Annotated in this window: 27 protein-coding genes; 9 read left to right on the forward strand and 18 right to left on the reverse strand. The window is 68.9% G+C overall.

Going from position 1 to position 26,676, the window contains the following annotated elements:
• The first annotated feature begins 4 nt into the window (after positions 1-4).
• Positions 5-916, forward strand: a complete 912-nt coding sequence (locus ACIBO2_RS21780; protein ID WP_397298665.1) for an oxygenase MpaB family protein — start codon at positions 5-7, stop codon at positions 914-916.
• Here the strand turns inward: ACIBO2_RS21780 and pqqE are convergent.
• The 9 genes from pqqE to ACIBO2_RS21825 form a co-directional block, all read right to left on the reverse strand.
• Positions 867-1,946 (reverse strand): pyrroloquinoline quinone biosynthesis protein PqqE, encoded by a 1,080-nt coding sequence (gene pqqE / locus ACIBO2_RS21785; protein ID WP_358551589.1) that lies wholly within the window; start codon positions 1,944-1,946, stop codon positions 867-869. The two genes, ACIBO2_RS21780 and pqqE, sit on opposite strands and share 50 nt — an antisense overlap.
• Positions 1,943-2,242 (reverse strand): pyrroloquinoline quinone biosynthesis peptide chaperone PqqD, encoded by a 300-nt coding sequence (gene pqqD, locus ACIBO2_RS21790; RefSeq protein ID WP_358551591.1) that lies wholly within the window; start codon positions 2,240-2,242, stop codon positions 1,943-1,945. The genes pqqE and pqqD overlap by 4 nt, the downstream gene beginning before the upstream one ends.
• Positions 2,239-2,910 carry a pyrroloquinoline-quinone synthase PqqC gene (pqqC, locus tag ACIBO2_RS21795; protein ID WP_358551593.1) on the reverse strand — a complete coding sequence of 224 codons (672 nt, stop codon included), beginning with the start codon at positions 2,908-2,910 and terminating at the stop codon, positions 2,239-2,241. Before pqqC ends, pqqD begins: the two co-directional genes overlap by 4 nt.
• Positions 2,907-3,707 (reverse strand): pyrroloquinoline quinone biosynthesis protein PqqB, encoded by an 801-nt coding sequence (pqqB, locus tag ACIBO2_RS21800; RefSeq protein ID WP_358551595.1) that lies wholly within the window; start codon positions 3,705-3,707, stop codon positions 2,907-2,909. The genes pqqC and pqqB overlap by 4 nt, the downstream gene beginning before the upstream one ends.
• A gap of 12 nt (positions 3,708-3,719) precedes the next feature.
• The gene (gene pqqA / locus ACIBO2_RS21805) at positions 3,720-3,875 is read right to left on the reverse strand and encodes a pyrroloquinoline quinone precursor peptide PqqA (protein ID WP_358551597.1); all 156 of its coding nucleotides are present in this window, start codon (positions 3,873-3,875) and stop codon (positions 3,720-3,722) included.
• Positions 3,876-3,983: 108 nt separating this feature from the next.
• The gene (locus ACIBO2_RS21810) at positions 3,984-5,141 is read right to left on the reverse strand and encodes an MFS transporter (protein WP_397298671.1); all 1,158 of its coding nucleotides are present in this window, start codon (positions 5,139-5,141) and stop codon (positions 3,984-3,986) included.
• A 100-nt stretch (positions 5,142-5,241) separates the two neighbouring features.
• Positions 5,242-6,228 (reverse strand): PD-(D/E)XK nuclease family protein, encoded by a 987-nt coding sequence (locus ACIBO2_RS21815; protein WP_358551601.1) that lies wholly within the window; start codon positions 6,226-6,228, stop codon positions 5,242-5,244.
• Complete coding sequence (locus tag ACIBO2_RS21820; RefSeq protein WP_358551603.1) at positions 6,209-6,919, reverse strand: MBL fold metallo-hydrolase; 711 nt, start codon at positions 6,917-6,919, stop codon at positions 6,209-6,211. The genes ACIBO2_RS21815 and ACIBO2_RS21820 overlap by 20 nt, the downstream gene beginning before the upstream one ends.
• A 77-nt stretch (positions 6,920-6,996) precedes the next feature.
• Positions 6,997-7,620, reverse strand: a complete 624-nt coding sequence (locus ACIBO2_RS21825) for a DUF6758 family protein (protein ID WP_358551605.1) — start codon at positions 7,618-7,620, stop codon at positions 6,997-6,999.
• 74 nt (positions 7,621-7,694) lie between these two features.
• Between ACIBO2_RS21825 and ACIBO2_RS21830 the strand changes: the two genes are divergently transcribed.
• Positions 7,695-8,117 carry an NUDIX domain-containing protein gene (locus ACIBO2_RS21830; RefSeq protein WP_358551607.1) on the forward strand — a complete coding sequence of 141 codons (423 nt, stop codon included), beginning with the start codon at positions 7,695-7,697 and terminating at the stop codon, positions 8,115-8,117.
• Here ACIBO2_RS21830 and ACIBO2_RS21835 read toward each other — a convergent pair.
• Positions 8,038-9,309, reverse strand: a complete 1,272-nt coding sequence (locus tag ACIBO2_RS21835; protein WP_397298676.1) for an ATP-binding protein — start codon at positions 9,307-9,309, stop codon at positions 8,038-8,040. The genes ACIBO2_RS21830 and ACIBO2_RS21835 overlap by 80 nt on opposite strands.
• Before the next feature lie 156 nt (positions 9,310-9,465).
• Positions 9,466-10,770 (reverse strand): MFS transporter, encoded by a 1,305-nt coding sequence (locus ACIBO2_RS21840; RefSeq protein ID WP_358551611.1) that lies wholly within the window; start codon positions 10,768-10,770, stop codon positions 9,466-9,468.
• 124 nt (positions 10,771-10,894) lie between these two features.
• Between ACIBO2_RS21840 and ACIBO2_RS21845 the strand changes: the two genes are divergently transcribed.
• A complete protein-coding gene (locus tag ACIBO2_RS21845) occupies positions 10,895-11,386 on the forward strand; it encodes a GNAT family N-acetyltransferase (RefSeq protein WP_358551613.1) in 492 nt (163 codons plus the stop codon).
• Positions 11,387-11,472: 86 nt separating this feature from the next.
• On the opposite strand, the gene ACIBO2_RS21850 is transcribed toward ACIBO2_RS21845, so the two are convergent.
• Positions 11,473-11,988, reverse strand: coding sequence for a GNAT family N-acetyltransferase (locus ACIBO2_RS21850; RefSeq protein WP_397298681.1), 516 nt, complete (start codon positions 11,986-11,988; stop codon positions 11,473-11,475).
• 319 nt (positions 11,989-12,307) lie between these two features.
• On the opposite strand from ACIBO2_RS21850, the gene ACIBO2_RS21855 reads away from it, so the two are divergent.
• The gene (locus ACIBO2_RS21855) at positions 12,308-13,150 is read left to right on the forward strand and encodes an SMP-30/gluconolactonase/LRE family protein (protein WP_397298683.1); all 843 of its coding nucleotides are present in this window, start codon (positions 12,308-12,310) and stop codon (positions 13,148-13,150) included.
• 68 nt (positions 13,151-13,218) lie between these two features.
• On the opposite strand, the gene ACIBO2_RS21860 is transcribed toward ACIBO2_RS21855, so the two are convergent.
• The 4 genes from ACIBO2_RS21860 to ACIBO2_RS21875 form a co-directional block, all read right to left on the reverse strand.
• Positions 13,219-13,947, reverse strand: a complete 729-nt coding sequence (locus tag ACIBO2_RS21860) for a class I SAM-dependent methyltransferase (RefSeq protein ID WP_358551619.1) — start codon at positions 13,945-13,947, stop codon at positions 13,219-13,221.
• Between the two features lie 318 nt (positions 13,948-14,265).
• Positions 14,266-14,460, reverse strand: coding sequence for a hypothetical protein (locus tag ACIBO2_RS21865; protein ID WP_397298686.1), 195 nt, complete (start codon positions 14,458-14,460; stop codon positions 14,266-14,268).
• 65 nt (positions 14,461-14,525) lie between these two features.
• Positions 14,526-15,836 (reverse strand): aspartyl protease family protein, encoded by a 1,311-nt coding sequence (locus ACIBO2_RS21870; RefSeq protein WP_397298689.1) that lies wholly within the window; start codon positions 15,834-15,836, stop codon positions 14,526-14,528.
• 604 nt (positions 15,837-16,440) lie between these two features.
• A complete protein-coding gene (locus ACIBO2_RS21875) occupies positions 16,441-17,196 on the reverse strand; it encodes a TetR/AcrR family transcriptional regulator (RefSeq protein ID WP_358551735.1) in 756 nt (251 codons plus the stop codon).
• 82 nt (positions 17,197-17,278) lie between these two features.
• Here ACIBO2_RS21875 and ACIBO2_RS21880 point away from each other — a divergent pair, with 82 nt between their 5' ends.
• From ACIBO2_RS21880 to ACIBO2_RS21890, 3 genes are all read left to right on the forward strand, one after another.
• Positions 17,279-18,913 (forward strand): ATP-binding cassette domain-containing protein, encoded by a 1,635-nt coding sequence (locus ACIBO2_RS21880; protein WP_358551625.1) that lies wholly within the window; start codon positions 17,279-17,281, stop codon positions 18,911-18,913.
• 570 nt (positions 18,914-19,483) lie between these two features.
• Positions 19,484-20,338: a helix-turn-helix domain-containing protein gene (locus ACIBO2_RS21885; protein ID WP_397298692.1), complete on the forward strand. Its 855-nt coding sequence runs from the start codon at positions 19,484-19,486 to the stop codon at positions 20,336-20,338.
• A 26-nt stretch (positions 20,339-20,364) separates the two neighbouring features.
• The gene (locus tag ACIBO2_RS21890) at positions 20,365-20,610 is read left to right on the forward strand and encodes a DUF397 domain-containing protein (RefSeq protein WP_397299880.1); all 246 of its coding nucleotides are present in this window, start codon (positions 20,365-20,367) and stop codon (positions 20,608-20,610) included.
• Between the two features lie 412 nt (positions 20,611-21,022).
• Here the strand turns inward: ACIBO2_RS21890 and ACIBO2_RS21895 are convergent, their stop codons facing one another.
• Positions 21,023-23,935 carry a hypothetical protein gene (locus ACIBO2_RS21895; protein WP_397298695.1) on the reverse strand — a complete coding sequence of 971 codons (2,913 nt, stop codon included), beginning with the start codon at positions 23,933-23,935 and terminating at the stop codon, positions 21,023-21,025.
• A gap of 274 nt (positions 23,936-24,209) precedes the next feature.
• Positions 24,210-25,130, reverse strand: coding sequence for a lysostaphin resistance A-like protein (locus ACIBO2_RS21900; RefSeq protein ID WP_397298698.1), 921 nt, complete (start codon positions 25,128-25,130; stop codon positions 24,210-24,212).
• Positions 25,131-25,310: 180 nt separating this feature from the next.
• Between ACIBO2_RS21900 and ACIBO2_RS21905 the strand changes: the two genes are divergently transcribed.
• Positions 25,311-26,042, forward strand: coding sequence for a hypothetical protein (locus tag ACIBO2_RS21905; RefSeq protein WP_358551635.1), 732 nt, complete (start codon positions 25,311-25,313; stop codon positions 26,040-26,042).
• Positions 26,039-26,581 (forward strand): DUF6529 family protein, encoded by a 543-nt coding sequence (locus tag ACIBO2_RS21910; RefSeq protein ID WP_358551637.1) that lies wholly within the window; start codon positions 26,039-26,041, stop codon positions 26,579-26,581. Before ACIBO2_RS21905 ends, ACIBO2_RS21910 begins: the two co-directional genes overlap by 4 nt.
• Positions 26,582-26,676: the final 95 nt, after the last annotated feature.

The raw sequence follows: 26,676 nt of genomic DNA on the forward strand, positions 1-26,676 counted from the left end.
TACTATGACGAGCATCGAAGAGATCGTCGTCCAGCCGCCGCACAGCGCGACCTGGCTGGTGCACCTCGACCGCGCCATGTGGGTCGGCGGCGTGCGCGGCCTGATGCTCCAGGCGCTGCATCCCCTCGCTATGCGCGGCGTCTGGCAGAACTCCAACTTCCAGGAGGACCCGTTCGGCCGCCTGCGCCGCACCGCCGACTTCGTGGGGCGCGTGACGTTCGGCAGTCCGGCCGAGGCCGACGAGATCGGCCGGCGGGTGCGCGGCATCCACAAGAGCCTGCGCATCAGCGACCCCGACACCGGCCGGACGCACCGGGTGGACGAGCCCGAGCTGCTGCTCTGGGTGCACTGCGCGGAGGTCTCGTCGTACCTGGAGGTGGCCAGGCGCGGCGGGCTGGGGCTCACCGAGCGCCAGGCCGACGCCTACCTGCGGGAGCAGCGAAAGAGCGCCTCCTACGTCGGCCTGCACCCCGAGGACGTGCCCGGCTCGTGCGCGGAGATGGACGCCTACTTCAAGCGGGTACGTCCCGCGCTGCGCGTCACCGAGGAGGCCGCCGCGACCGTGCGGTTCCTGCTGTGGCCGAGGCTGCCGCAGGAGTTGCGGGCGCTCACACCGGGCAAACCCGCCTATTTCCCGTTCGGCGCGCTGTGCTACTACTCGCTGCCGGAATGGGCCAGGCGGATGTACGGGGTGCTGCCGGCGGTGCCGCGGGCCACGGTGACGGCCGGGCTGAGAGCGTTCCGGCTGGCCATGAACTCGTTGCCCGAGCCGCTGCACGACCACGCGTTCATGCCGGCGACCAGGGAGATGCTGCGGGCCGCCCGCGAGCGACTCGCAGCCGCCGGCTACGACACCGGCAAGGGGCTCAGGGGGTTGACCGATCCGCGCCGCCACCCGAAGGCGCTGGCCGCCTGAAGGTCCAGGTGCCGCCGCTCGCCAGGTCGTCGAGGAGATGGTGGTCGGGTGACAGGCGGCATGCCGGGTCGGTGCGGCCGGCGTCGCCGGTGAGCGCGTACGCCTGGCAGCGGCAGCCGCCGAAGTCGAGCTCCTTGCGCGGGCAGCTCGCGCAGGGCTCGCCCATCCAGTCGGTGCCCCGGTAGGCGTTGAAGGCGGGCGAGTGCTCCCAGATCCAGCCGATCGAGTGGTCACGGGCGTTCGGCGGCTCCAGGGGCAGAGCGTAGGCCGCCGGGCACGGCAGCACCCGGCCGTCGGGCGCGACGGTGATCGAGATCGCGCCCCAGCCGCCCATGCAGGGCTTCGGCACGCCGTCGAAGTAATCGGGGACCACCCAGATCAGCTCAACATCCGTCTTTTCCCGATATTTCGTGACTGTAGCCTCGGCGCGGGCGAGTTGCTCCCTGGTGGGCAGCAGCGCGGTCCTGTTGAGCAGCCCCCACCCGTAGAACTGGGTGTTGGCCAGCTCGATGCGCTCCACGCCCCACGACAGCCCGAGCTCGATGATCTCGCCGACGGCGTCGAGATTCTCCCGGTGCAGCACCACGTTGAGCCCGAACGGCAGCCCGCTCGCCGCCACGGCGTCGGCGGCCCGCTCCTTCCACGCGAACGAGGCGACTCCGGCGATCCGGTCCGACTCCGCGCTCGTCGCCGACTGGACCGAGAGCTGCACGCTGCGCAGTCCCGCCGCGGCGAGTTCGCCGAGCCGTCGTTCCGTGAGCCCGACGCCGCTGGTGACGAGCTGGGTGTAGACGCCCTCCCCCGCGGCCGCCGCCACGATCGCCGCCAGATCCGGCCTGAGCAGCGGCTCGCCACCGGACAGATGGGCGTGCACGACGCCGAGCGCCGCCGACTCGGCGAACACCCGCTGCCACTCGCCGGTGCTCAGTTCACTCGACCTGGCCGCCAGCTCGGTCGGGTTGGAGCAGTACGGGCAGCGCAACGGGCACGCGTGCGTGAGCTCGGCCAGCATGGCCCAAGGAGCGCTCATCGCACCCAACCCTCGGCGCGCACCCGGTCGAGGAACTCCACCACGTCGGCCTCCGCGCCCTCGGGAAGCTCGGCAACGATGTCGGCCACGGTCCGCTCGCCGTCGCAGAGGCCGACGATGGCCGCCGCCTCCTCGTTCAGCACGACGATCCGCTCGGGCACGATCAGCAGGTCGGCCTGCCGTACCGGATCGTGGCGGAGCATGGCCGCGCGGGACAGCACGGGGCGCCAGGTGGTCGCCCCTGTCGTCGGCTCGGCCGTCGAGCCCGTCGTCGGCCCGGTCGTCGGCTCGGTCATCGGTACGCCCCGTCCACCGCGTCGAGCAGCGCCCACAGCACGTCGCACTTGTAGCCGAGCGCCGCAATGGCCCTCTCCTGGTCCGTACGGGACCGGGCCCACTCCATGACCAGGGCCAGTGCTTCGCCGCTGTCCTGGCGGCCCTGAGAGACGCGTACGCGGAAGTAGCGCAGCCCCTCGGGGTCGATCCACGGGTAGTGCCGCTCGAAGGCGGCGATCCGGGTGCGCATCAGGTCCGGCGCGAACAGCTCCGTCAGCGAGGCGGCCACGGCTTCGAGCACGGAGCCGTGGCGGCACAGGTTCACGTAGCCGTCGACGGCCAGCCGCACGCCCGGCAGCACGCCCTCGCCCGACAGCAGCAGGGCCCGGTCCAGTCCGGCCGCCTCGCCGAGCCGCAGCCACCGCTCGATGCCGCCCTCGCCCGGCGCGGTGCCGTCGTGGTCCTGGATCCGGCGCAGCCACGTTCTGCGCAGGTCGGGCGTGGCCAGCTTGGCGAGGATGAACGCGTCCTTGATCGGGATGTGCCGCTGGTAGTGGAAGCGGTTGAGTATCCAGCCCCGCAGCTCGTCACGGGTCAGCTCACCGGCGTGCATGCGCTGGTTGAAGGGGTGCAGGTGGTGGTAGCGCTTCTCCGGTACGGCACGCAGCTCGGCCTCGAAGCCGTTCACAGGTCGATCACCATCCCGTCGGCGGCCACCTCGATGCCCAGCTCGGCGAGCACCTTGTGCTGCTCGGCCGCCGGGTCCACGAGGGGGTTGGTGTTGTTGAGGTGGGTGTACAGGCGACGGCCCGGTAAGCGGGACAGGCGCTCCATGGTCGCCTCTATCGGGAGGTGGCCCATCTGGGTGGCGGTCTTCGCCGAGATCCCGGTGCGGCGGGGCTCCTCGTCGTCCCAGAACGTGCCGTCGATGATGACGCACTCGGCCTCGTCCAGCGCTGCGGGCCACACGCCCATGGCGGGCGCGTACACCACGGCTCCTCCCATCAGGCGCAGCGCGGAGACCCAGTCCGTAGCCTCCGGGGAGTCGGCGTACCGGGGTCGCTTCGCCGATATCGGGATGAGGTCGGCGTCGGCCCAGGAGATCCGCACGTACGGGCGGAGGATGTCGGCGAAGGAGCGCAGCGCCTGCCGTACCACTGGGGTACAGCGGACCTCCAGATCGTCTGCCTCCCTGAGCCTGAGCAGGCCGATCGTGTGGTCCAGCTCGGCGTCTGTGAGGATCACGCCCTTCAGCGGCGACTCGCGCGGCCCCGGCCCCGGCCGCAGCCACGCGCACGCCTCGATCTGCTCGGCGATGTCGGGCGTGGCGTTGACGACGTAACACCCGTCGTCCTGTTGTACGGCCAGGCTGGCGTGGCGTCTGCGGCGGCCCGGATGAGCGCGTGCCCCGGAGCAGCCAGGGCACGCGCAGTTCCACTGGGGCACGCCGCCACCGGCCGCGGTGCCGAGCACCTGCAGTCGCATGGCGGTGCCCAGTTACCTGGTGGCCAGGAAGTACGCGGTCATTTCCATCGACGCCTCGACGACCTGGTAGTCGGGCTTGTGCCAGGTCATCTCCTCGCCGCGGGCCCTGACCTTCTTCTCATGGATCCTGCGTGGTTGCTTCTTGCCCTGTTCCTTCGGCTGGGACATGCGCACCTGCCTTCCATAGGGGTTACACCAGATATGACCGCTCTGGAAGCTTGGCGTCAATGGCTGAGATCGGAGCTATGCCCTGAGATTTCTCCCTATTGCTGGTTTTTAGCTCTTTTGACGAGATTCTTCATCCGATGTCTCGACGGGGATGATAAATCCGGCGAGCAGGATGAGCGTCGAGGCCGTGACCATGACCCAGCCGCTGGGGGCCATGGTCTCGGGGGCGTACAGCACGCCCGTGATCGAGGCGGCGGTGGCGGCTCCGATGTACCGCGACGCCTGGAAGAGGCCCACGGCCAAGCCGGTCTCGTTCCGGTCGGCGTGTACGAACACCAGCGAGTTCAACCCGAACTGGCTGAACGCGGACGCCAGGCCGATCAGCGACGTGATCACCAGCACCACCCCGACGGGCCCGACAAAGAACATGACACAGGACCCCGCCAGCAGCAGCCCCGCGCTCACCAGCAGCACGGCCCGCATCCCCACACGCGCGGCCACCGCCACCGCCACCGGCGTCATGAGGAGAGCCGACACGGCCATGGGCAGGACCAGCAGCCCCGCGAGGTGCGGCGGCAGCCCGGCCGAGCGCTGCGCCCAGAGCGGCACCATGATGAACGCCAGATAGAACACCACGTTGACCATCGCGAACACCCCGTAGGTGGCCATCAACGCCGGCTTCGGCCTGGGCAGCCACGCCTGCCGCCGCCGTACGGGGGCCACCTTGGGTAGCCAGTGCAGCGCCGGTACGAGCGCCACCGCCGCGAGCGGGACGTTGACCAGGAAGATCGCCCGCCACCCCCACAGGCTGACCAGGAACCCCGCCAGCACCGGCCCGGCGGCGGCGCTGGCCGTCAGCACCATCGAGATCAGCGCGATGACGCGAGGCGCCGGCCGCCCCTTCTCCGCAGTCGCCGTGATGATCGCCATCCCGGCCGGGAGCGTCGCGCAACTCCCGAACGCCTGCAGCAGCCGGGCCACCACCAGAACGGGATAGGAGGGGGCCAAGGCGGCCAGGGCGCCGGTCAGGCCAACCATCACCAGCCCGCCGCAGAACACCCGCCTGGGACCGAACCGATCGGCCATCGCGCCCATCAGGGGTGGCACGGCGACGGCGGTCAGGTAGAAGCCCGCGGCCAGCCAGGTGACGGCGACGACGCCGACGCGGAACTCCGTCTCGATGCGGGCCAGGGCTATGGCGATCATGGAGGAGTTCAGCGGGTTGAACAGGGCACCGAGCGCCACCGCCACCGGCAAACGCCCCACCCGACCCACTATCCGACCATAACCGGATGTCTCACCATGGTCACCTGACCACCCGGCCGGAGGCGTCGTACGACCTCCGACCGGGTGTCAGGTGTAGGTGTTATTCGGCCAGGCCGTCCCAGGGGCGGTGCTCGGGTGCGGCGGCCAACCCTTCGGGGCAGTGGCGCCGGAAGTCGCACCAGCCGCAGATCGGGCCGGGGCTGGGGGCGAACATCGTGTCCAGCTCGGACGACACCGCCGGAGGCCCGACGTGCGGCCGCTCCCTGGAACCGCTCGCCGCCTCCGGGACGGTCCCGCCGCTCTTGCCATCGGCCGTCTCAGCGGACGCGGCACGGGAGGAGCGGGCGCGTACGGGGCCCGGTGCGCCCATCACCTCGCGGTAGCGTTCGTCGGCGGTGGCGGCCTCGACCGCGACCTCCTCCGCCCGCCCCAGGTGACGGCCGAGGGACTCGTCCGTGTGGCGCCATTCGACGATCTCGCCGGTCGGCAGGTGGTGCAGCTCGACCGAGTGGCACGGCGTGCGCATCATTCTGGAGGCCGCGATCGCGTAGATGGCCAGCGCGAGCGAGGACCGCGCGTCGTCCTGGGTGAGGGGCCGCCGCCCGGTCTTGTAGTCGACCACGACCAGCTCGTCGCCCCGCCGGTCGAGCCGGTCGATGCGGCCGGACACGGCGATGACCTTGGTGCGCGTGGCCACCGTACGCTCGACGCCGACCGGATCATCCGACGGATCCAGTGTGCCGACATATCCGGATACGAGGTCGCGGGCGCGCCCGAGCCACTGCGCCGACTGGTCGGCGTCCCTGAACCCCTCGGTGATCCACCCGTTGCTCAGCAGGATGGCCGCCGTCAGCGGCGTCCGCCGCTCATAGGGCTCGCGCCACCAGGCCGCCAGCGCGTTGTGCACGCTGGCTCCGACGCTGTTGTGCGCCCACCCCGGCCCCTTGGACGGCTGCGGCCGGTCGAGGTAGGTGAACCGGTAGCGGCGGCGGCAGTCGAGCCAGGCGTTCAGCCGCGACGGCGTACACGAATAGAGCCGTCGCGGCATCCCTTCCAGCGGCAGCTGGTCATACACCCCGGTCGTCATCCGGATCGAGCCTGATCCCGGCGGCCTTCGTGCCGTCCGTCAGCGGGCCCTCGTCCGCGTCGTCCGACTCGCTGATGCGCCACTCGCCGAAGTGCGGCTCCAGGTCGCCGACCGTCACCTCGTCGCCGTGCGCGGCCAGCACCCGCGTCTCGGGAGGCAGCGTGAACAGCCGCGCCCCGATCGCGTTGAGCTGGAAGTTGAGGTCGGGGTATTCGCCGCCGATCTTGCCGGGCCCGTCGGCCTGCAGCGTCTCACCGCTGAACACCACCCCGAGCGCCTCGCAGTAGAGCGAGACCCCGCCGGGCGTGACGCCTGGCGTATCCATGACGTCGAGCCGGACGTCGGCCACCTCGAAGATGCCGTCGTCCTCCATGTCGATGTCGGGCCAGGTCTGCGACCAGGTCTCCCGCCAGAGCGGCTTGTCCTTGGGGTGGAGGGCGATCACCGCCTCGTCCCTGCTGGCCACCTCGATGGCCGCGCCGACGTGGTCAGGCAGACCGTGGGTGCAGATCACGGCGAGCACCTCTCGCTCGCCGACCTTCTCCAGGATCTTGTCGGCGTCACGCGCCGGGTCGATCACGATCACCTCTTCGTCGTCGCCGACGATCCAGATGTTGTTCTCGACCTTGTGCTCGGTGCCGTCGACGTCGACGACACCCTCGCTCACCACTCGCTCGATACGCGCTGTCACGCCTCCGCACTCTAGTCCGTCTGAGTGACAGAGCGAATCGCGTTGACCGTGCCGCGGTCGAGAGGCGTCCGTACGGACTACTCCAACCTCGGCGAGAAAGCGCCGAAAGGCAGGTCCAGCTCAAGGTCACGCAGGTCGTGCAGGCTCAGCTCGGCCAGCGCGATGAGGCACCCGGCCTCGGCGGGCCAGGCGATCGTCCACAGCCAGTTTCCCATCGCCTCGCCGGCGTAGACGGCCCGATCGGCGCCCGCGCCCACGCACCACAGCGCGGTCGGATGCCCGAGCACCACGATCTTCGCGTTCGGCGGCCCGGAGTCGAACCCCTCACCGGGATCGGGCCCGTCCAGCCCCGCGAACGCGGCCCCCAGCCCGACACCGGGCTCCTCCGCGATGACCAGCAGGTCGGCGGGCCCCCGCGTCAGCGAAGGGCCGCACAGCGCGACCACGCTGGCCCGGCCCCCCGTACGCTCGTCGCCCGCCTCCGCGAACCCGGTGACGAGCCAGCCGGGCGGCAAGGGCCATGGCAGCCAGACGGGCACCATCGAGCTCTTCCGCATCGTCTCGACCGCCCTGGCGGTCGGGGGCCAAGGTGGCTGGTAGGGCAGGACATCACCGTGCGCGTCACATCGCCAGGCGCTCGACCACGCACTTGGCCCGTGAAGTGAACCAAAACACCGTGGGCAGGTTGGAACCGCTCTCACAGCTACTCACGCTGCGTCCTCGGGCACCACCCCGTCAAGGCCGCATGCTGTTGTCCAGCCGTAATCTTGACCATGTGCGCGTAAATTGCGTGGGCGCCATCATCGGCGACGCCTCGGGCCGGCTCCTGCTGATCAAGCGCGGTCACCCGCCGGGCGCGGGCCTGTGGTCGATCCCGGGCGGGCGGGTGGAGGCCGCCGAGACGGACGCCGCCGCCCTGCGCCGCGAGGTCCTGGAGGAGACCGGTCTGGTCGTCACGGTCGGCCCTCTCGTGGGCACCGTGGACCGTCCGGGGCCGGGCGGCGTGACGTACGAGATCCGCGACTACCGCGCCACGGTCACGGACGGCACGCTCGCGGCGGGCGACGACGCCGCCGACGCCCGCTGGTGCTCACGGGAGGACCTGGTACGGCTACCGCTCACGGACGGTCTGCTGGAGGCGCTGACGTCCTGGGACGCGCTGCCGGGACAGGCGTCCAGAGCCGATCCATCGGCATGACGTAGAGCCGGTCGTCGTGGCGGAACGACTGCTGGCCGAGATTGAGCAGCACTCCCGCGACGAAGCTCGACCCGAGCCGCTCCCTGAGCAGTCGCAACCCCTGGAAATCCTTCTCCTCGATCGACGACTTGGCCTTCACCTCCACGCCGACGACTGATCCCTCCTGCGACTCGATGACGAGATCGACCTCCCGCTGATCCCGCGTGCGGAAGTGGCTGAACTCGACCAGTTCCTCCGACCAGCCCGCCTGCTTCATCAACTCGTTCACGGCGAAGGTCTCCACGACTCGGCCGAACTCAGTGAGGGTGGCAGGATCGCGCCGGTCCAGCTTCCTGCGCGTGATGCCCAGGAGGTGCGCGGCCAAGCCGCTGTCGATCAGGTGGATCTTCGGTGACCGGGCGACCTTGCTGGCGAGCGTACGGCCGAACGCCTCCAGTCGGTGGGTGAGGAAGACCGCTTCGAGCAGGGCGACATAGTCACCCACGAGCCGTTGTTCAAGCCCGACGGCTGCAGCGATGTCTGCCATGTTCACGGTGCTGGAGGTACGGGCGGCCAACTGGCGCAGGATGACGGGCAGCACGTGGCGCTGCCGTACCTTGCGGATCTCCAGCACGTCCCGCTCGATCACCATCGAGAGGAAGTCGCGGAACCAGGATCCGCGTTCGCTTTCCGGCATACCCAAGGCGACCGGGAAACCACCGGCGAGCATCGCGGCCTCGTACTCGGCGCGCGACGTACGCGACGGCACAGACGTCAGGAGGCTCTCCGGATCGGTGAGCACGGCATCCAAGAAGGTCTCCCGATGACCGCTGAGCTCGCCTTGGGACAGCGGCCAGATGGTCATGACATGCGCGCGACCCGTCAACGCCTGCCCGAGACGGGGTAGCGCGCTATAGCGCGTGGAGCCCGTGAGGATGAACCGGCCCGGTCGCAAGTCGCGGTTGAGCTCAGCCTTGATCGCCGAAAGGATCTCGGGCACATGCTGGAACTCGTCGATGCATACCGGTTCGAGCGGGATGGTCGCGAAATGACCTGGGTCGGCGTCCGCGGCACGCCTGACCGAGACGTCGTCGAGATCGATGACCGGGACGTCTTGCAGGCGCGCGCAGGCGATCAGCAGCGTGCTCTTTCCGACGGTGCGCGGCCCTGTCAGTACGACGACGGGCCGACTGGCAAGCCGCCGACAGATCACCTCCTTCAGATGTCTTTCTACGAGGGCGTCCGGATCCATCGATCTACCCTCCCGACCTGGTACAACTCTGGATTGTCCCTTGTTTTATATCAGGATCGTCCCCACTTTTATGCGCGATCTGTCCCCGGTTTTATGCGGGATCTGTCCCCTGCCCCGTCAGCCGCGCAGTTCCTCTCGGTGGTCGTTCCCGCGCAGACTGGCCAGTGCCACGGCGCTGACGACGCAGGCCGCCACAACGTAGTAGGCCGGGATGTCGACGTCCTTGGTCGTCTTGATCAGCTCGGTGATGATCAGCCCCGCCGACCCGGAGAAGACCGCGTTCGACAGCGAATACGCCAGCCCCAACCCCGTGTAGCGGACCGTGGTCGGGAACATCTCCGCCAGCATCGCGGGCCCCGGCCCCGCCATCAGGCCGACCGCCACCCCGGCCACCAGGACGGCCAGCCCCTTGGCCCAGCTGGGAGCACCGGGGTCCTGGAGCAGGTTCAGCAGGGGGAAGGCGAGCACGATGACCGAGATCGCCCCCGCCAGCATGACCGGCCGTCTGCCGACCCGGTCGCTCAGCATGCCCGCCGGGATGATCGCCAGCGCGAAGCCCAGGTTGGCCAGCACCGTGGCGATCAGCGCCTGCTGGAAGGTGGCGTTCAGCGTGGTCTGAAGGTAGGAGGGCATGACGACCAGGAACGTGTACCCGGCGGCCGACCAGCCCATGAGCCGCCCGATACCCAGCACGATCGCCTTGGTCACCTCACCGGCCCTCGGCTTCGTGAGCGGTCCCGCGGTACGCGCCCGCTCGAACGACGGCGTCTCCTCAAGCCGCAGCCGCAGCCAGAGCGCCACGAGACCGAGCGGGAGGGCCAGCAGGAACGGCACCCGCCATCCCCAGTCCGCCAAGTCGTGCTCCGATAGCGCGGTCGCGAGCACGGCCGCCGCGCCTGCTCCCCCGAGCAGCCCCAGCGCCACGGTGAACGACTGCCACGACCCGTACAGCCCACGCCTGCCACGCGGCGCGAATTCCGTCATGACCGAAACCGCGCCCCCGAACTCCCCGCCGGCCGACAGCCCTTGCACGATCCGGACGAGCGTCAGCAGCCACGGGGCCGCCGCGCCGATCGTGGCGTAAGTCGGGAGTACGCCGATGAGCGTCGTGGCGCCAGACATGAGCAGGACGACCAGGATGAGCAGGGGTTTACGGCCGATCCGGTCACCGAGCCGGCCGAAGAGCGCGGCGCCGAGCGGGCGGAAGAAGAACGCCAGGGCGAAGGAGGCGTACGTCTTGACCAGCGCTTCCATGTCGCTCGCGCCGTCGGGGGTGAAGAAGTTGGCGGCGATGATGGTGGCGAAATAGCCGTAGACGCCGAACTCATACCACTCGATGAAGTTGCCGACCGAGCCGGCGATCAGGGCCCGGCGGGAGCGGGCGGGGTCTGTGTGCTGGGGGTCGGGGGCCGTCGCCGTCATGTGGTGCCCTTTCGGCTGTCCGGTATGACGACAAGCTTCATAGATGCCCACGAGTGTGTCAATTACCTTCAGGAGGCCGCCTAAGCGGTTGCGATCAGGACGTTCGGGGCGACAGGCTGCCCGGATGATCGAATTGCAGGAGCTGTCGGCCGATGACTGGGCCCTCTGGCGAGAGCTCAGGCTCGTCGCGCTGGAGGAGGCGCCGTACGCGTTCGGAGTCCCGCTCTCGGACTGGCAGGGCGACGGCGACCGGGAGGAGCGGTGGCGGGACCGCCTGGGCATTCCCGGCTCGCGGAACCTGATCGCCCTGCTCGACGGCAAGCCCGCGGGGATGGCCAGCGGTATCCCGGGCGAGCGGGACGGCGTGACCGAACTGATCTCGATGTGGGTCGTTCCGGAGGCGCGGGGGCGTGGGGTCGGCGATCACCTGATACGCGCCGTGGCGGCGTGGGCCGTGGAGGTGGGGGCCGAGGTGCTGGAGCTGGCGGTCGCGCCGGGCAACGAGAAGGCGATCGCACTATATCGGCGGCACGGGTTCGAGGACACTTCGCAGCTCGGTGACGAGCTGCCGAACGGGCTGCGGGAGCTGGTTATGGCGAAGAAGCTGGCCGTCTGAGGCGGCGCTGACGACTGAACAGCTCCAGCCCCTCTCCACGCCGAGTGCCGAAAGCGCGCTCGCTTCGACACTCGGCGCGGAGACTGTTACCGCTGCGGTAGGTCCGCCGTCATAGCGCGGTATCGGGCTGTCTCCGGCTCAGTGCTCCACCGCTCGAAACCGGCCTTTTCCAGCACTCGGATCGAGGGCGGGTTCGACAGCTCCACATTGGCGTACACGGTGTGCACACCTGGTGCGGTGAGGGCGTGCGCCGTCATGGCCCGGGTGGCCTCGGGGGCGTAGCCGCGGCCGCGCCGGGAGGCCACGATGCCGTACCCGAGCTCAAGGGTGCCGTCGCTGGGCGGCCAGAACAGGCCGATCGAGCCGACCACAAGGCCGCTTTCGCGCTCGATGACCTGCCGGTGGCCGTACTCGCCCAGCCACGCGGGATGCTCGGCGAAGAGGCCGACGATGACGCCGTCGCCCTCGGCGGGGAAGTCCTCGGCCCAGTGCGCCTGCCGGGTGCCGTCAAGGACGGCGGCGGCCTCGCCGTCGGTCCATGCCCGCAGGATGAGGCGGGCAGTGGTCAGATCGGGGTGGGTCGGTGAAGGGGAAGATGACACGTGTGACTCCTGGTCGTTTTCGTACGACCCGGACCGCGCTAGCTTCGCGCGGGCCGGACAAGGGCATGCTGATGAGAGCTGTTCGCAGCCATATTCATCAACCTCCCTCGTCACACGGCGATCACGCGCCTCTCGCGCTGGCGTGATGCTATCGACGGGTCGACGGGCCGGGCAAATCGTTGTTTCGCCAGAATTCGTCCGCTCACGATGTCGAACCGGGTCGCTCGGCCTCGACGTCCCTGACATATGGAGGCCGTGATGAGCTTTCGCTCTCCATATGTGCTCCTCGTCCTCATAGACGTCGCGAAGGGAGACTTCGATGTCTGAACTGCGTACCTGGCTCACCGGCCTCGGACTGCTGGAGGCGCCGCGTTGGCACGACGGCCGCCTGTACTTCTCCGACTGGACCGCGCACGAGGTGATCGCGCTGGACCTCGACGGCAAGCATGAGGTCGTGGCCCGGGTGGAGTCGATACCCCTCTGCACGGCCTGGCAGCCTGACGGGCGGCTGGTGATCGTCGACTCGGCGCGGGCCCTGCTGCTGCGCATGGAACCCGACGGTTCACTGGTGACCCACGCCGACCTGAGCGGCATCGGGCAGGGCTGGAACGACATCGTCATCGACGGCCGCGGCAACATCTACGTCGACCGCGCGGGCTTCGACATGCTCAGCGGTGCACAGTTCGCTCCCGGGGCGGTCACACACGTCGGTCCCGACGGCTTGGCACGTGACGTGGCCGACGGCATCTCCTTCCCCAATGGGCTGGCCGTGACGCCGGACAACTCAACGCTGATCGTCGCCGACTCGTACGGCAAAAGGCTCATGGGGTACGACATCGGACCCGACGGCAGCCTCGCGAACGGCCGGGTGTGGGCCGACCTCGGAGACGGCGTCCCCGACGGGATCTGCGTCGACGCCGAGCACGCCGTCTGGTACGCCGACGTGCCCAACCGGCAGTGCGTACGCGTCCGCGAAGGCGGAGAGAAGGTGCGGACCATCCAGCTCGACCGCGGCGCCTTCGCCTGCGAACTCGGCGGCGCGAACCGCTCGACGCTCTTCATCGTGGCCGCGGAGTGGCGCGGCATGCCCGAGATGGTGCCGCCCGGAACCGGCCAAGTCCTCTCCACCGAGGCCGAGGTCCCCGGTGCCGGCTGGCCGTAAAGCAGGGTCCGGTGCTGGTCGGCCGTAGTGCAGTACGCACAGCGTTGGATCGCCGCGCACGCCCTCAGTTACCTGCCTTGCCGCCGGAACAGGGCGGCCAGCAGGAAGGGAACGCCGAAGACGGGCGCGTCGGGCGCCTGCTCCTCCATGAGCCGCAACTCGACCTCGGTGTAGTCCGAGAAGATCCAGCGCAGCGCCTCAGGCGCATAGGCCAGCCCGCCGTGCAGCCGACCCTGGCGATAGAACTCCTCGTCCGGCAGCTCGGACCCCATGACGCCGGCGGCGAAACAGGTGAGGCCAAGATGACCGCCGGGGGCGAGCAGACGGTCCAGCAGGCTCAGATAACTCACCCGGCGATGCGGCGGCAGATGGTGAAGGCAGCCGGAGTCATAGACCAGGTCATAGTGCCCGGGCGGCAGGTCGACGGAGAAGATGTCGCCGCAGTGGAAGCGGACCTCGACGCCCGCCTCACGGGCCCGCTCCTGCCCCCAGGTCACGGCGGCCGGAGAAAGATCGACGGCGTCCACCTCGAACCCGAGCGAGGCGAGGTGAACGGCGTTGCGCCCTGGCCCGCAGCCGAGGTCCAGGGCTCGGCCGGGGGTGAGCAGGCCGCGATCGAGGTAGGACACCAGGCTCTCGTCCGGCTTGTCGACGAAGAAGGGGATGGGCGTGGAGCGGTCGGAGTAGAACTCGTCCCACCAGGAGGAGGCGTTCGGCGTCCATCGGTCGGCGTCCGCGGCGAAAAGGCGGTCCAACATGGACAGCACGTCTTCCACGGTGCGGATATCGCGGTTCACTCACGGCCTCCTCAGACCCCGGCCGCCCACGCGATCGGGTCCTTGAATTTTAGCCGCGACAGGCCACGTTTGCCCACGTCAGCAGCCGTTTTCGAGATCATCCAGAAGGGCCTCAAAGGGCGGCAGAGCGACGTGGGGAACTCGCCGCGCCTCTCCCTTGGAGAGGGCTGTCCGTGCCCGGCGACGACCGCGTCAGGGGCGCCCATCGGGCTTCTGAGCGTCACCCCAAGCCTCGTTCTACGGCACCGGTCGAATTTCTTTCCAACAGACCGCAGGCGCGGTGTCCTTACCGGTCGCACGCGGTGTCCAAGGCATACCTCAGGGGAGAAGTCCGTGCTTCGCGGCGATGGCCTCGGTAGTGGTGGCGTCGGGGATTTCCAGGCCCAAGTGGGCGAAGGCTGTGGTCAAGACGGTGGCGAGTTCGTCGGCGACCAGGGTGCGGTGACGAAGCCGCTGCGGCGGCGGCCGGCACACTCCCGAGTGCGGCATCGGGCGGGGGGGGGAAGGGCGCACGGTCCGCCCTTCCCCCGCGCTCGTAGGAGCCGGCAGTTCCAGTGACGCCCGTGCGGTTCCGGTGATCAGATGGCTTTGCCGCGGGCGATGTAGAGGTTCATGTCGGTGAAGTCGACGGTGATGTTGTAGGGCTTCCAGAAGCAGTGGGAAAACCAGCCCATCGTGTCGAACCCTGTCCCGAAGGGGAAGGGCACGTTGACCTGCTGGTTGGGGTTGGTGTAGCAGTAGACCTCCTTGGCGGTGGCAATGCCGAGGCGGATCTCCTTGGGATAGCTGGGGTAGACGACGGCCGGGTGGCTGCTGCCGAAGGTGCCGATCTCGCGGTCGTAGTCGCTGCGGACCCCCAACTGCTCGGCTGTCGGCCCGCGCAGGCCCGCGGCGATCTCGCTGGTTCCGCCTAGGTTCACGCCCACCACTCCTGTGCGGGAGCCGGTGGCGCCGGTGAAGCTGCCCGTGCTGTGCAGGTATTGCTCGCGGGCCAGCCACAGCGGCAGCGGCTGGGTGGCCGCCGCTCGTGCCTTCCTGGCCGCCTCGGGGGTTCTGCGGCGCAGGATCAGTTGCCGGCCCGCGTAGTCGAAGGTGGTCAGCAGGTGGTAGAAGACCCACGTGCCGATCAGACCATCGCTGTCGGTGCCGACATCTTCGCCCGACTCCGTCGACGACCAGCCCACCGGGACGTTGCGCAGCTCGATGCCGCCCAGCTTGATGGAGTCCAGTATCCCGTAGTACGCCCAGATGACGCTGTCCTCGTAGTCGATCTTCTGACTGGCCACAGGGCTCAGCCCGGCCTCCTTGGCCACCGACGCGCGCAGGCTCAGGTTCGGGGCGCCGGTGTAGAACATGAAGCGCTTGGTCGGTCCTCCGTTGACCGAGGCCTCCACCAGCGGAATCGGGTCCATCTGCTTGATCGGCAGCTGTGCGAGGTCGCCGTGGATCTGATACCCCTCGCCGTGGACTGCCGCGAACCACTTGGCGTAGCTGTCTTCGCCGGCCGCTTGCCAGCATGGTGCGGACAGGGCGAACTTGTCCTGCCGGATATAGCAGTCGCCCAGGTAGGCGTTGGTCTCCTTGTCGTCGGGCGCCAGGGTGAGGGCCATCTTGAGGTACTTCTCGGCGTCGGGGAACCGGTTGGCCAGCAGGCCGACATAGCCGCGCTGGCGGGCCGCGTGCAGGTTCTTGGGGTCCTTCTTGAGGATCTCCTCGTACGCGCGGCCGGCCTGCTCGAACTTGCCGGCTTTGAACAGCGCGTCCGCGTCACCGCTGCCGGCTAACGCCGTGGCCGCCCCGCCCAGCAGCGGTGCGGCCGCTGCGGCACCGGCCAGCACGGCGGCGCCCCGAAACAGCGAACGCCGGTCCCATTTCCCGTCATCAGCCACGCCTGCTCCTTTTCGTGATCACCTTCGCCATGACTTTCTGTCCGACGGACGGGCACAACAGCTCCGGCCGCTTCGTCTCGCCCTGCTTGATGAGGGCGACACCGGTGGTGCCGGGGCCACCCAGGCCATACAGCGTCCGTCCCGATGCGGGCGGTCGGATCGCCTCGCAGCGCGCTCCGTAACTCGCCCGCCGGGCCGACCCCGTCCACTGTCGGCCAGCCGTGTCCCCGCCTCGTCCGCGCCGTGTCATGGTCGTGTCACGGCCGGGACCGACGGTGGCAGCCGTCGACAAACCGAGACATGCGGCAGACAACGCGCGCACATTCGGCACCAATGGCAGTTCGTGATGAGCTGGGGAGATGTACCCGGCCTGGGACAAGGTCGGCGACGACCTGGACGGCGATGAGGGCAGAATCGTCATCGCCGAGGGCCCCGGTCCGTGTGTGGGCACCCGACCTGGACGATCTCATTCGCATCGCCCGGTCGAGCGGAGCAGCTCCGACGGCGCAGCAAGCTTGACCCGGCGCACGTGGCTGAACGCGCCGGTCTCAGCCAGTCCGCGGCCTCCCAGTAACTCTCCGTGCTGCGCCGCGGTGGCTCCCCGTCAAGGCCCGAAGGTCTCCGGCTCGCCGTAAACCGCCCCAGTGCCGCCCCGTACTTCGCCGCCGGCGGCGGCCTCGATGCCGTCGAGCAGCCAGGCGAGACCCAGTGTGAAGGCCGAGTCCCAGTCGTCGCCCGCCACCATCGGGCCGTGCTCCGCGAGGCTCGGGTAACTGTCCCTGCTGGTGCGCAAGTGTTCGCGAGCGGCCTGCCGGATGTCCGGGTCGGCGTTCGTCTGCCAGGTCGCCTGCATCAGGGCGGAGCCGACGATGTAGTTGGACAGGCCGTACGCCGCAGCGGTGAGGGATGGCCCGCCGACCCCCGCCTTGATCAGCGTGGCGTACAAGAACTCGCTGCGTGCCAACACGTTGGGGCCTAGCATCGGCCGGCCCAGCAGCACGGCCGACCAGGGATGCTTCAGCAGGACGGAACGCCACCGGCCGGCCAGTGTGGTGACGGCGGCCCTCCAGTCCGCGTCCTCTTCGGGGATCTCGACTTCCCCAAAGATCATGTCGAGGGTCAGATCCAGGACGTCTTCCTTGGTCTTGACGTGCCAGTAGAGGGTGGTGGAGCCGGTGCCGAGGCGCTGGGCGAGCCTGCGCATGGTCAGCCGGTCGACGCCTTCCCCGTCCAGCAGGGCCATGGCCTCGGCGGCGATGCGCTCCCGGGTGAGCGGTGGCCCTTCGCGGCCCGCCCGCGTGGCCGGCCGCAGCCACACGCCTCCGGCCGCTCCCTTGGTCGTTGGTCCCGCCTTGCTCATGTCCACGGACGCAAGTCTAATATTACTGGATCATTGATCCTGTTCCTCGACCAATGATCGAGTACCCTGAGGAGGCGCGACCGTGGCGGGACATGTGGAGGTGGACGGGCTGACCTACGTGCTGCCCGACGGGCGGCTGCTCCTGCACGAGGTCTCGTTCCGTGTCGGTGACGGGGCCAAGGCCGGTCTCGTCGGGCCCAACGGCGCGGGCAAAACCACGCTGCTGCGCCTGATCGCCGGTGACCTCCAGCCGGAGGCCGGTCGCGTGGTCTCCTCGGGCGGCCTGGGGGTGATGCGGCAGTTCATCGGCAGCATCCGCGATGACCGTACGGTGCACGACCTGCTGTTGTCCGTCGCGCCGGAGCGGATCCGCGCCGGGGCGGCGGCTCTGGCGCGGGCGGAAGCGGCGATGGCCGCGCACGACGACGAGGCGGTCCAACTCGCCTACGCACAGGCCGCCGCGGACTACGCCGAACTCGGCGGCTACGACATGGAGGTCGTCTGGGACGTCTGCGTCACCGAGTCCATGGGCCTGACCTACGACGCGATCCGCTACCGTCCGGTGACCACCCTGTCGGGCGGAGAGCAGAAACGCCTGGTTCTGGAGGCGCTGCTACGGGGCCCCGACGAGGTCCTGCTGCTGGACGAGCCCGACAACTACCTAGACGTGGCCGGCAAGCAGTGGCTGGAGAGCCGGTTGCGGGCCGCGTCCAAGACCGTGCTGCTGGTCTCCCACGACCGCCAGCTCCTGGCCAACGCCGCCGACCGGATCGTCACTGTGGAGGACCGCGGCGTCTGGGCGCACGGTGGCGGGTTCGCCACGTACGCCAAGGCCCGCGAGGAGCGCGTCAACCGACTGGAGGAGCGGCGCCGCCGCTGGAACGAAGAGCACTCCAGGCTGCGGCAGATGGTCAACACTCTGCGGCAGACCGCGGCCAACAACGACGCGCTGGCCTCGTCCTACCGGGCCGCCCGCACTCGGCTGGTCCGCTTCGAGGAGGCCGGCCCGCCGCAGCGCCCGCCCAAGCGGCAGAACGTGCGGATACGGCTACGCGGCGGCCGTACCGGCAAACGCGCCGTCATCTGCGCGGACCTGGAGATCACCGGCCTGACTCGGCCGTTCGGCACCGAGATCTGGTACGGCGAACGCGTCGGCGTGCTCGGCTCCAACGGCACGGGCAAGTCCCACTTCCTGCGGATACTGGAACAGGCCGCGGACGGCGCGGTGCCCGCGATGAGCCACAGCGGTACGGTGCGGCTGGGCGCGCGGGTGGTGCCCGGCCGGTTCGTGCAGACCCACGCCCGTCCGGACCTGCACGGCCGCACCCCGATCGAGCTGATCATGAGCGACCACCCCCTCATCCTGAACGAGTCGATGGCGGCGCTGGCCCGCTATGAGCTCGCTCCCGCCGCGAACCAGAGATTCGAGACTCTCTCCGGCGGCCAGCAGGCCCGGCTGCAGATCCTGTTGCTGGAGCTGTCCGGCGCCACCCTGCTGTTGCTGGACGAGCCCACCGACAACCTCGACCTGGCGAGCGCGGAGGCCCTACAACAGGGACTCGATAATTTTTCCGGCACGGTGCTGGCGGTCACCCACGACCGGTGGTTCGCCGCCGACTTCGACCGGTTCCTCATATTCGGCGCCGACGGCACGATCCAGGAGAGCGACGAGCCCGTCTGGCACGAAGGCCGCGGCTCCGACCATGACCCCATGTGAAGACCCAGTGCTCACCCCTCAGCGCGGCCCGCACCCGCAAAGCCCCCCGCGCCCGAGGAATGAAGATGAACGGCTCATCACGCTGTGGCCACTGCACCGCCAGCGCCACCCCGAGCCGAGACAGGTCCCAAGTCAGTCGCACTAAGTGAATGAATCTTTCCTCTTCGTAATCGAAGTGCCGCATAAAGGACCCTTTCGACGAACCGAAGCTTCACAGATCGCGCGTTGATCACATTGGGCGAATATCGCGTTGATCCTCTTTCGGGAGAGCCCTGACCCGCCATCGCGGATCGCGGCCCTACCCATTCCGCCGATCCCTGTCGTTGTGGCAGGTCCCACATCAGCCACGCCCGATTGAGAACTGCTCGCACTCTCGGCCAATACCGCAAAGAGTGCAATTCCGACGGGATTTGGCGACCCTTGCTGGCACCCTGCCGATGCCATAGTGCCTTTGGCATGCAACTTCTGGCAAGATGCCACTAGATAGATTCTGAGTTGCTGGAGTCCACCCGGTGCGGGACTCTCATCAGGTTCGGGATATGCGCTCTGAGTGTCGAGGTGACGTACGGTATGACCGCCGGCAGTAGCCCCACCGTGAGACGCCGACGCCTTGCAAGCGAGCTTCGCCGCCTTCGCAAAGAGTCCGGGATAACCGCGGAAACAGTCGCCGAGCGACTTGAATTCGATCAGTCATGGGTAAGTCGCATCGAATCGGGACGCCGAGGAATCCGCGCCAACGATCTTCGTGCGCTTCTCGACGTGTACGACGTCCACGGGCCCGCCCGCGAGGAACTCCTCCTGCTGGCTCGTCAAGCCCGCCAGCGAGGATGGTGGCACTCCTATGGCGACGTCATTCCGGAGTGGTTCCAAGTCTTCGTTGGCCTGGAGGCGGAGGCATCAGAGCTGCGGAGCTACGACCCAGAACTGGTACCCGGTTTGCTTCAAACGCCCGACTACTACCGGGCCTACCTCAGCGTCGCCCCCCTGTCGGAAAGCACAGAGGAGATCGATCGCAAGATCGAGTTCCGCCAAGCCCGGCAGGACCGGGTCACGGGGAGCGACCCATTGCAGCTATGGGCGATCATGAACGAGGCCGCCATTCGCCGCCTGATCGGCAGCCACGAAACCATGAAGGAGCAGGTTAGCCACCTGATCACGATGTCGCACAGAGCCAACGTCACCATCCAGATACTGCCCTTCTCTGCTGGGCCGCATCCCGCGATGGACGGCGGCTTTGTGGTCATGGGATTCCCACAGGCACCAGATCCCGACGTGATCTATTTGGAGAGCCAGGTCGGTAGCCTCTATCTAGAAGAACCATCCGCCGTAGACCGGTATAACCTGGTCTTTAACCACCTGCGAGCCAAGGCGTTCGACCCAGATCGAAGCCGCAGCCTACTCGCATCGGCGTTGAAGGAAGTGTGATGATCACTAACTCGGATGGCGCGGAGATGGGGTTGGAAGCTGAGCTTGCGCGTGCGTCATGGCGCAAGAGCAGTCGCAGCAACAACGGCGGCAACTGCGTGGAGATAGCCGTAGTTTCGGCAGGTACAGGGCCGAAAGTGGGGAGCCGCTTGTTCGCGGTCCGAGACTCCAAGGACCCGAATGGCCCCGCGCTGATCTTCACCCCAGGCGAGTGGGACGCCTTCGTGTCGGGGGTTAAAGACGGCGAGTTCGACGCGACCAACGAGAGCTAAAAGCGCCTCCGGCGTGCCCCCTCTCATCGGGATGGGGGCCGTCAAGCTGTTGCCTCATCCTTGGCGATATCGGTCGCCCAGACTGGAATCCTGTTAAATGCGCTCAACTGCATGGCGTCCTCTTCTCGCTCGGCACTCGACTCGCGAGGCCGCCTGCCCAGCGTCGAAACAATCACGTTCCTCTGCCTGATCGCTTGAGCGATGCGGGTTCCGTCCCGGCGAAGCGGGGCGCGGGCGGAGCCCGCGCTGGGAAGGCGTCCGAGCGGAGCGAGGTCCTCCAGGGGCCGGGGCTCCGGCCCGGCTGGGAGGAAGCGCCTGAGCCCTTACGCGCGGAGCGCCCATGGCGAAGCCCGTTGTGCGCCGGAGGCGCCCCCAGAAGAGCGTCCGGAGCGTAGCGGAGGCCCTTTGGCTCTCAGCGGTCAGACGAGAGGGAAGACGTCCACAGGATCATGTGATCGGCGTTGTAGGTCGTCGAACGGCCCAATGCCACCACCTCCGATCCCATCACCGTCACCGCCGCCAGCCACTGCATCCCCGGCCCCGCCAGCCGTCCCTTCGTCAGGTCCACTCGGTTCCACGTCAAACCATCCTCAGACAGCCAGACCGCGCTGTCCCCCTCCCCCGGCGTGCCGTGCCAGCCGACCGCCACCAGCCCCTGGTCGGCCGCCGCGAGGTCGTACACGGCCGCCGCCTGGTCGGCAGGCAGCCAGGCCGTACGCCAGGTCGTACCGTCGTCTTCCGAGACCGCGGCGAAGGCGCGGCGCGAGCCGGGTGTCTGGGCCGTTCCGATGGCGACGAGCTTGTCCTGGTAGGCCACCACCTCCCGCAGTCCGGCGGAGCCGGCCTCCGGTGGCGAGACGCGGTCGCGGGACTTCCAGTTGACGCCGTCCTCCGAGAACCAGACCACGGCGCTCTCCCGGTCGCCGGTGCCCGAGCCGCCTATGGCGACATATCCGGATTGTGTGGCGGCCACGTCGTACACGCGCACACCGGAGCCCCCCTGCGGCAGCTTCTTCGACCGGGTGAACTTGCGCAGGTCCGGCGTGAACCAGAGCGCGGCGCCCGGTATGCCGGCCGCGTTCCGGTCCTCGCCGGCGAGCACATAGCCCGACTCGCCGGCGGCCACGACGTGGAGGGCCAGGTACGGATGGTCCTGGGTACGGGCCAGGTCACCGGAGGCCGTCACCTTCTTCCAGGTGCGGCCGTCCTCGGAGGACACCAGGAGCGGGTCGGTGACCGACGTGTCCGCCTGGGTGCTGCCGACGGCCAGCCAGCCGCGGCGGCCGTGGGCGACGTCGTCGAGGGTCTGCTGGTTCGTCCCGCCGAGGCTCATGGAGGTCCAGGATTGCCAGTTCAGGCTGGTCCAGATGCCGGCGTCGCCGGAGGCCGAGCCGACCGCGACGTAGCGGCCGTCGAAACCGGCCAGGCGGTTGGTCTGGCGGGCGATCCGTGACAGGCCGTCGACGCCGGCCAGCCGTACGCGCGTCGCGTCGCCGCGCGGGGGCGCGGTCATGAGGACGAGCTGGTTCTCGACGTCCGCCGTGGCCTGGTCGCCGCCCGCGAACAGGGTGCCCGAGTCGGAGATCGTGAAGCCGCGCAGCGTGGCGCCCGGCAGGTTGGCGAGGTCGGTCCGCTTGGCCCAGCCGCGCCCGTCGGCGCTGGTCAGGATGGAGTACTTGCCGAGGTCCGCCTGGCTGACCGCGGCGATCCCCGACGGGTAGCTGATCAGCGAGTCGATGCCGGGGCTCGTACCACTCAGGCCGCGGATCGAGCCGCACTGCGCCCACTGCGCGCCGGTCGGTGAACAGTAGACACGTACGTCGCCGGTGATCGTTCGCTGCCTGGTGGGGACGAGGACGAACTGCTTGGGCAGTACGGCCAGCGACGACCCAGTCCGCGCCTCGGGCAACTGGAACCCGGTGGCCTGGTAGGTGGCGCCGCCGTCGCTCGACCGGACGACCCTTGAGCCGTCGCCCGGAGCGGACTCGGCGATGGCCACGACGGTGTTCCCCTTGGCCACGACCGCCTTGAGCTCGCGTACGTCCAGCCCGCCCGTGTTCACGCGCTCCCATGCGCGCCCGTCCGGCGACTGCCAGGCCGCGGGTCCCGTCGCGCCGCCGGTGAGCGTCGTACGGCCGACCGCCACGAACCCCGACGACGTCCTGGCGATATCGGAGATCAGGTCACCGGTCCTGAACGCGGACAGACCGCTCTGCTCCACAGCCGCCCAGGTGAACCCGTCGGTGCTCGTCCAGAGGCCGCGCTCGGCGCCCACCCCGTCGCCGCCGCTGGCCAGCCAGCGCCCGTCGCCGCCCACGACCCGCTGGACCGTCGCGGTGGTCGACCCGTTGACCTGGCCGAGCTGCCACGTCTTCCCGCTGTCCGGCGAGAACAGGAACAGCGGCCGCGGCGTCGGACTCGTCGTGTCGCTGCCGACGGCCACGACCGCACGGCCCACCGAGGTCATGTCGTTGAGCTTCTGATCGGAGCCGTCACCGGCCGACGGCACCGTGAACAGCTCGTCGCCCGAACGTTCCGTGCCCTCGGACAGCGCCAGTCCGGGCTTGTCGGAGGAGCGCCACTGCCACACGAGCACGCCGCCCGCCACGAGCAGTACCAGCGCCAGGAGTATGGCCGTCGGCACGGCCAGGCTGCGCCTGCGTACCGGACTCGACCGGCGGACCGCCGACGGGGCGGGGCCGCGGTGGTGCCTGCCGCTGGAGCCGCCGGGACGCGGCGGGCCCGACGCGACGAGGCGGTCCGGTCTGGTGGGGCGGCCGGCGGGCGGGCGTCCGACGCGCCGCACCTCGGGCTCGTCATCCTCGGGTTCGTCATCCTCGGGTTCGTCATCCTCGCGTTCGTCGTCCGGGACGTCCGGCGTGCTGTACGGGGCCTCGTGCTGGGGCTGATCCTCGTCCTGCGGCTGGTCCTCTGTCTCGAACCAGGAGCGGGGTGTGACGTCAGGGGGCTCATCCCCGGTCCGGGGCTCGGGCTCAGTCCGGGGTGGGCCGCCGGCCACGAGCTTGTCGGGGTGGTTCACGACCCGGCGGAGGCGCGGCTCCGTCTCGGGTTCCGCGGTCGGGGAGCTGTACGGCCGGCGCCCCTTCGGCGGGTCCGGAGGCTCGTCTCCAGGGACGGGGGAGGAGAACGGCGGCATACCCCACGGTGAGGCCGCAGGCAGGCCACGAGCCCGATCATCGGTGGGGCCCGGTGGAGAGTGCCGGATCCGGGGCTCGTTGGCGGCATGGGGGTCGGCGGCTTCCTCGGGCCGCGGGTCGTCATCACCCGGCGGTCGCCGTGGCGGGTCGCTGGGGCCGGAGGCCACGCGTCGCACCTCCTAGTACGTACTGATCGAACTGAGCGAACGACCCGGTAGAGAGAGGTATGCCGAATCGTTCCAGGGCAGCCTGTCCACGTTTATGCGCTTATTTCGTTTTTTATGTCACTGCGGCGTGAAATATCGCACATGAGTGCTAGTTACCCTGTCTCGCCGAGATGATCACCTCCGGAATCCTCGCCCACCCACTGGATCCAGAGCAACACGACTGAGCCCGAATGGCGAGACCTCTCTAGCGAGATTCCTGGCACCAGCTAGCTATTTATCCCGAAAGATCGCTAACTGACCGTTTTTTCGCCAGGTACAGCACCCCAACCGTGTACGCCCCCAACTGCACCACGGTCCCCACCAGCGCCTGCCAGGGCACGTCCCCCTGCTGCAGCGCCTTGTCCAGATGCCCGGCGGCCGCGCTGATCCCGAACGCCAGCATGTTGTTCGCCACGTGCAGGGCGATCGGGGCCTCCAGCCCTCCGGTCCGCACCGCCAGCCACGCCATGAGGGCACCGAAGCTGAAGACGTCGATGAGCCCGATCCACGAGTACCCGTGCAGGGACGCGAACAGCGCCGAACCCAGCACGATCCCCCATATCGGGCTCCGCAGATGGGCGCCGAACGCCTGCATGACCCAGCCGCGGAAGATGTACTCCTCGGTGGCGGCCTGGAACGGCACGAGCAGCACGATCGCGATCAGCGCGGGAAGGAACGCGCTCCACCCGGCCCAGCCGAACAGGTCCGTAACCGGTTCCCTGGTCACCGTCATCATGGCGACCTGAGCCACCTGCCCCAGCGCCAGAGATATGACCGCCACTCCCAGGCAGCGCAGCAGCCACCCCCACCGCAACCGCCCGGCGACCGAGGAGAGCGACCCGGGCCGGCGCCGCTGGATGAGCGCGACCGTACCGAACACCGCCGGGAGCACGGCCGCGATCGAGAGCAGCAGCACCACCAGCGAGAACACCGGATCGCTGAACAACTCCCCGGCCGTCAGCGAGGAGCTGATGCCGAGGATCCTCGCCACCACCATGCCGACGCCTATGACCACCGCACCGACGACGAAGAACGCGACGCCCACCAGGATCGTCCCGACGATCTCCCGCCAGACACCGCGGTCACCCACTCGGGCCAGGTAGTCGTACCGCGCGCCCCTGGGCATCGGCCGGAACCACGGCTCTCGCACGGGCATGGGCGGCGGCTGGTAAGGGTAGGCCGGCCGGCCCGGCGGCTGCGTCCCGTACGGAAGCTGGGGTCCAGGATTTTCCTGCATCTCTACATTCTGTCTGGGAGATGAGCATTAGTTCACAGACGATCCGTTAGTTTGAGCGGATGCTCGGTGGAGTAAGCATTTCGACCCTGGGAGCAGTTCATGTCAAGGCTGGGACCTGTCATCACCCTGACAGCGGGCGCCGCGCTCGCCGTCGGGCTGGGTGTCGCCAGCATCACCGCGACACCGGCGGCGAACACAACGGCTGCCGCCACCTCCAACGAACCCCCCGCGACCGAGACCGCCGCCGCGGCTGAACCTTCGGCGGAACCCGCCGCCACCGCCGCCACCATTACCCCCGAACCCACCGAAACCGCCGAAGCCGCCCCGAAGACCATCGACAAAGCGGACTACGGAGGCTACGTACGCGGCAACGGCGGCTTGATCGCCATCTCCACCCGCGACGGCAAAACCATCGGCTACTTCTGTGACGGCAAGTCCGAGGCCTGGTTCAAGGGCAACGAGAAAGACGGAAAGATCACCCTGAAGGGCTTCGGCGCCGCGGCCGTCGGCGGAACGCTCGGCGGTGGCAAGGCCACCGGCTGGCTGAAGATCGGCGGCAAGAAGTGGACCTTCGCCGCCAACACCGTCGTCAAGCCCTCCGGCCTCTATCGGGCGACCGCCCAGGTAAGGGGCGCCAAGCTACGAGCCGGCTGGATCGTACTGAAGCGCCCGCAAGGCGGCTTCACGCAGGTCGGTGCCGCGTTCGCGGACGAGAAGCAGCTGCAGATCCCGCAGCTGAACGCCTACCAGCCGACCAAGCCGGTGCCGCTCGACGACGACACCACCCTCTACCCGAAGGACGTCGACGGCTTCATTCAGGAGATGCAATGAGCGTCACCTCGCACCGGCCGACCAGCTTCCACCCCCTGTCAGTCCCGCTGCTGATCGGCGGAATGGTGGCGATCGCCCTCGGCGTCTTCGGGCGCATCCACGCCCCCACCGGCTTCGCGGTCGGCCCCGCCGGCTTCTCCGCCGCGCTGCCGATGAAGGCGTGGCTGACGACGGGCGCGTTCGTGCTCGCCGCCGTCCAGGTCATCTCCGCCCTGTCGATGTGGGGCAAGCTCGGGGTCTCCATTCCGCCGGCCGTACATCGCTGGTCGGGCCGGCTGGCCTTCCTGCTGACCATCCCCGTCGCCTTCCACTGCCTGTACGCCCTGGGGCTGCAGTACGACGTGCCCAGGGTGCTCGCGCACTCGCTGCTCGGCTGCTTCTTCTACGGGTTGTTCACGGCCAAGATGCTGGCCCTGCCGAAGCGGGGCACACCAGGCTGGACGCTGCCCGTGATCGGCGGGCTCGCGTTCACCGCGCTGGTCGGGCTCTGGCTCACGTCGTCGTTCTGGTTCTTCACCACGATCGGCTTCAAGGTCTGACGGCTTCAAGGCCTTGACGGCTTCAAGGCCTTGAAGCCGTCAGACCTTGACGGCTTGAAGGCCTTGACGGTCATGACGCTGGACGGCTTCAGGGC

This window comes from Nonomuraea sp. NPDC050022 (assembly GCF_044460705.1).
GTDB lineage: Bacteria > Actinomycetota > Actinomycetes > Streptosporangiales > Streptosporangiaceae > Nonomuraea.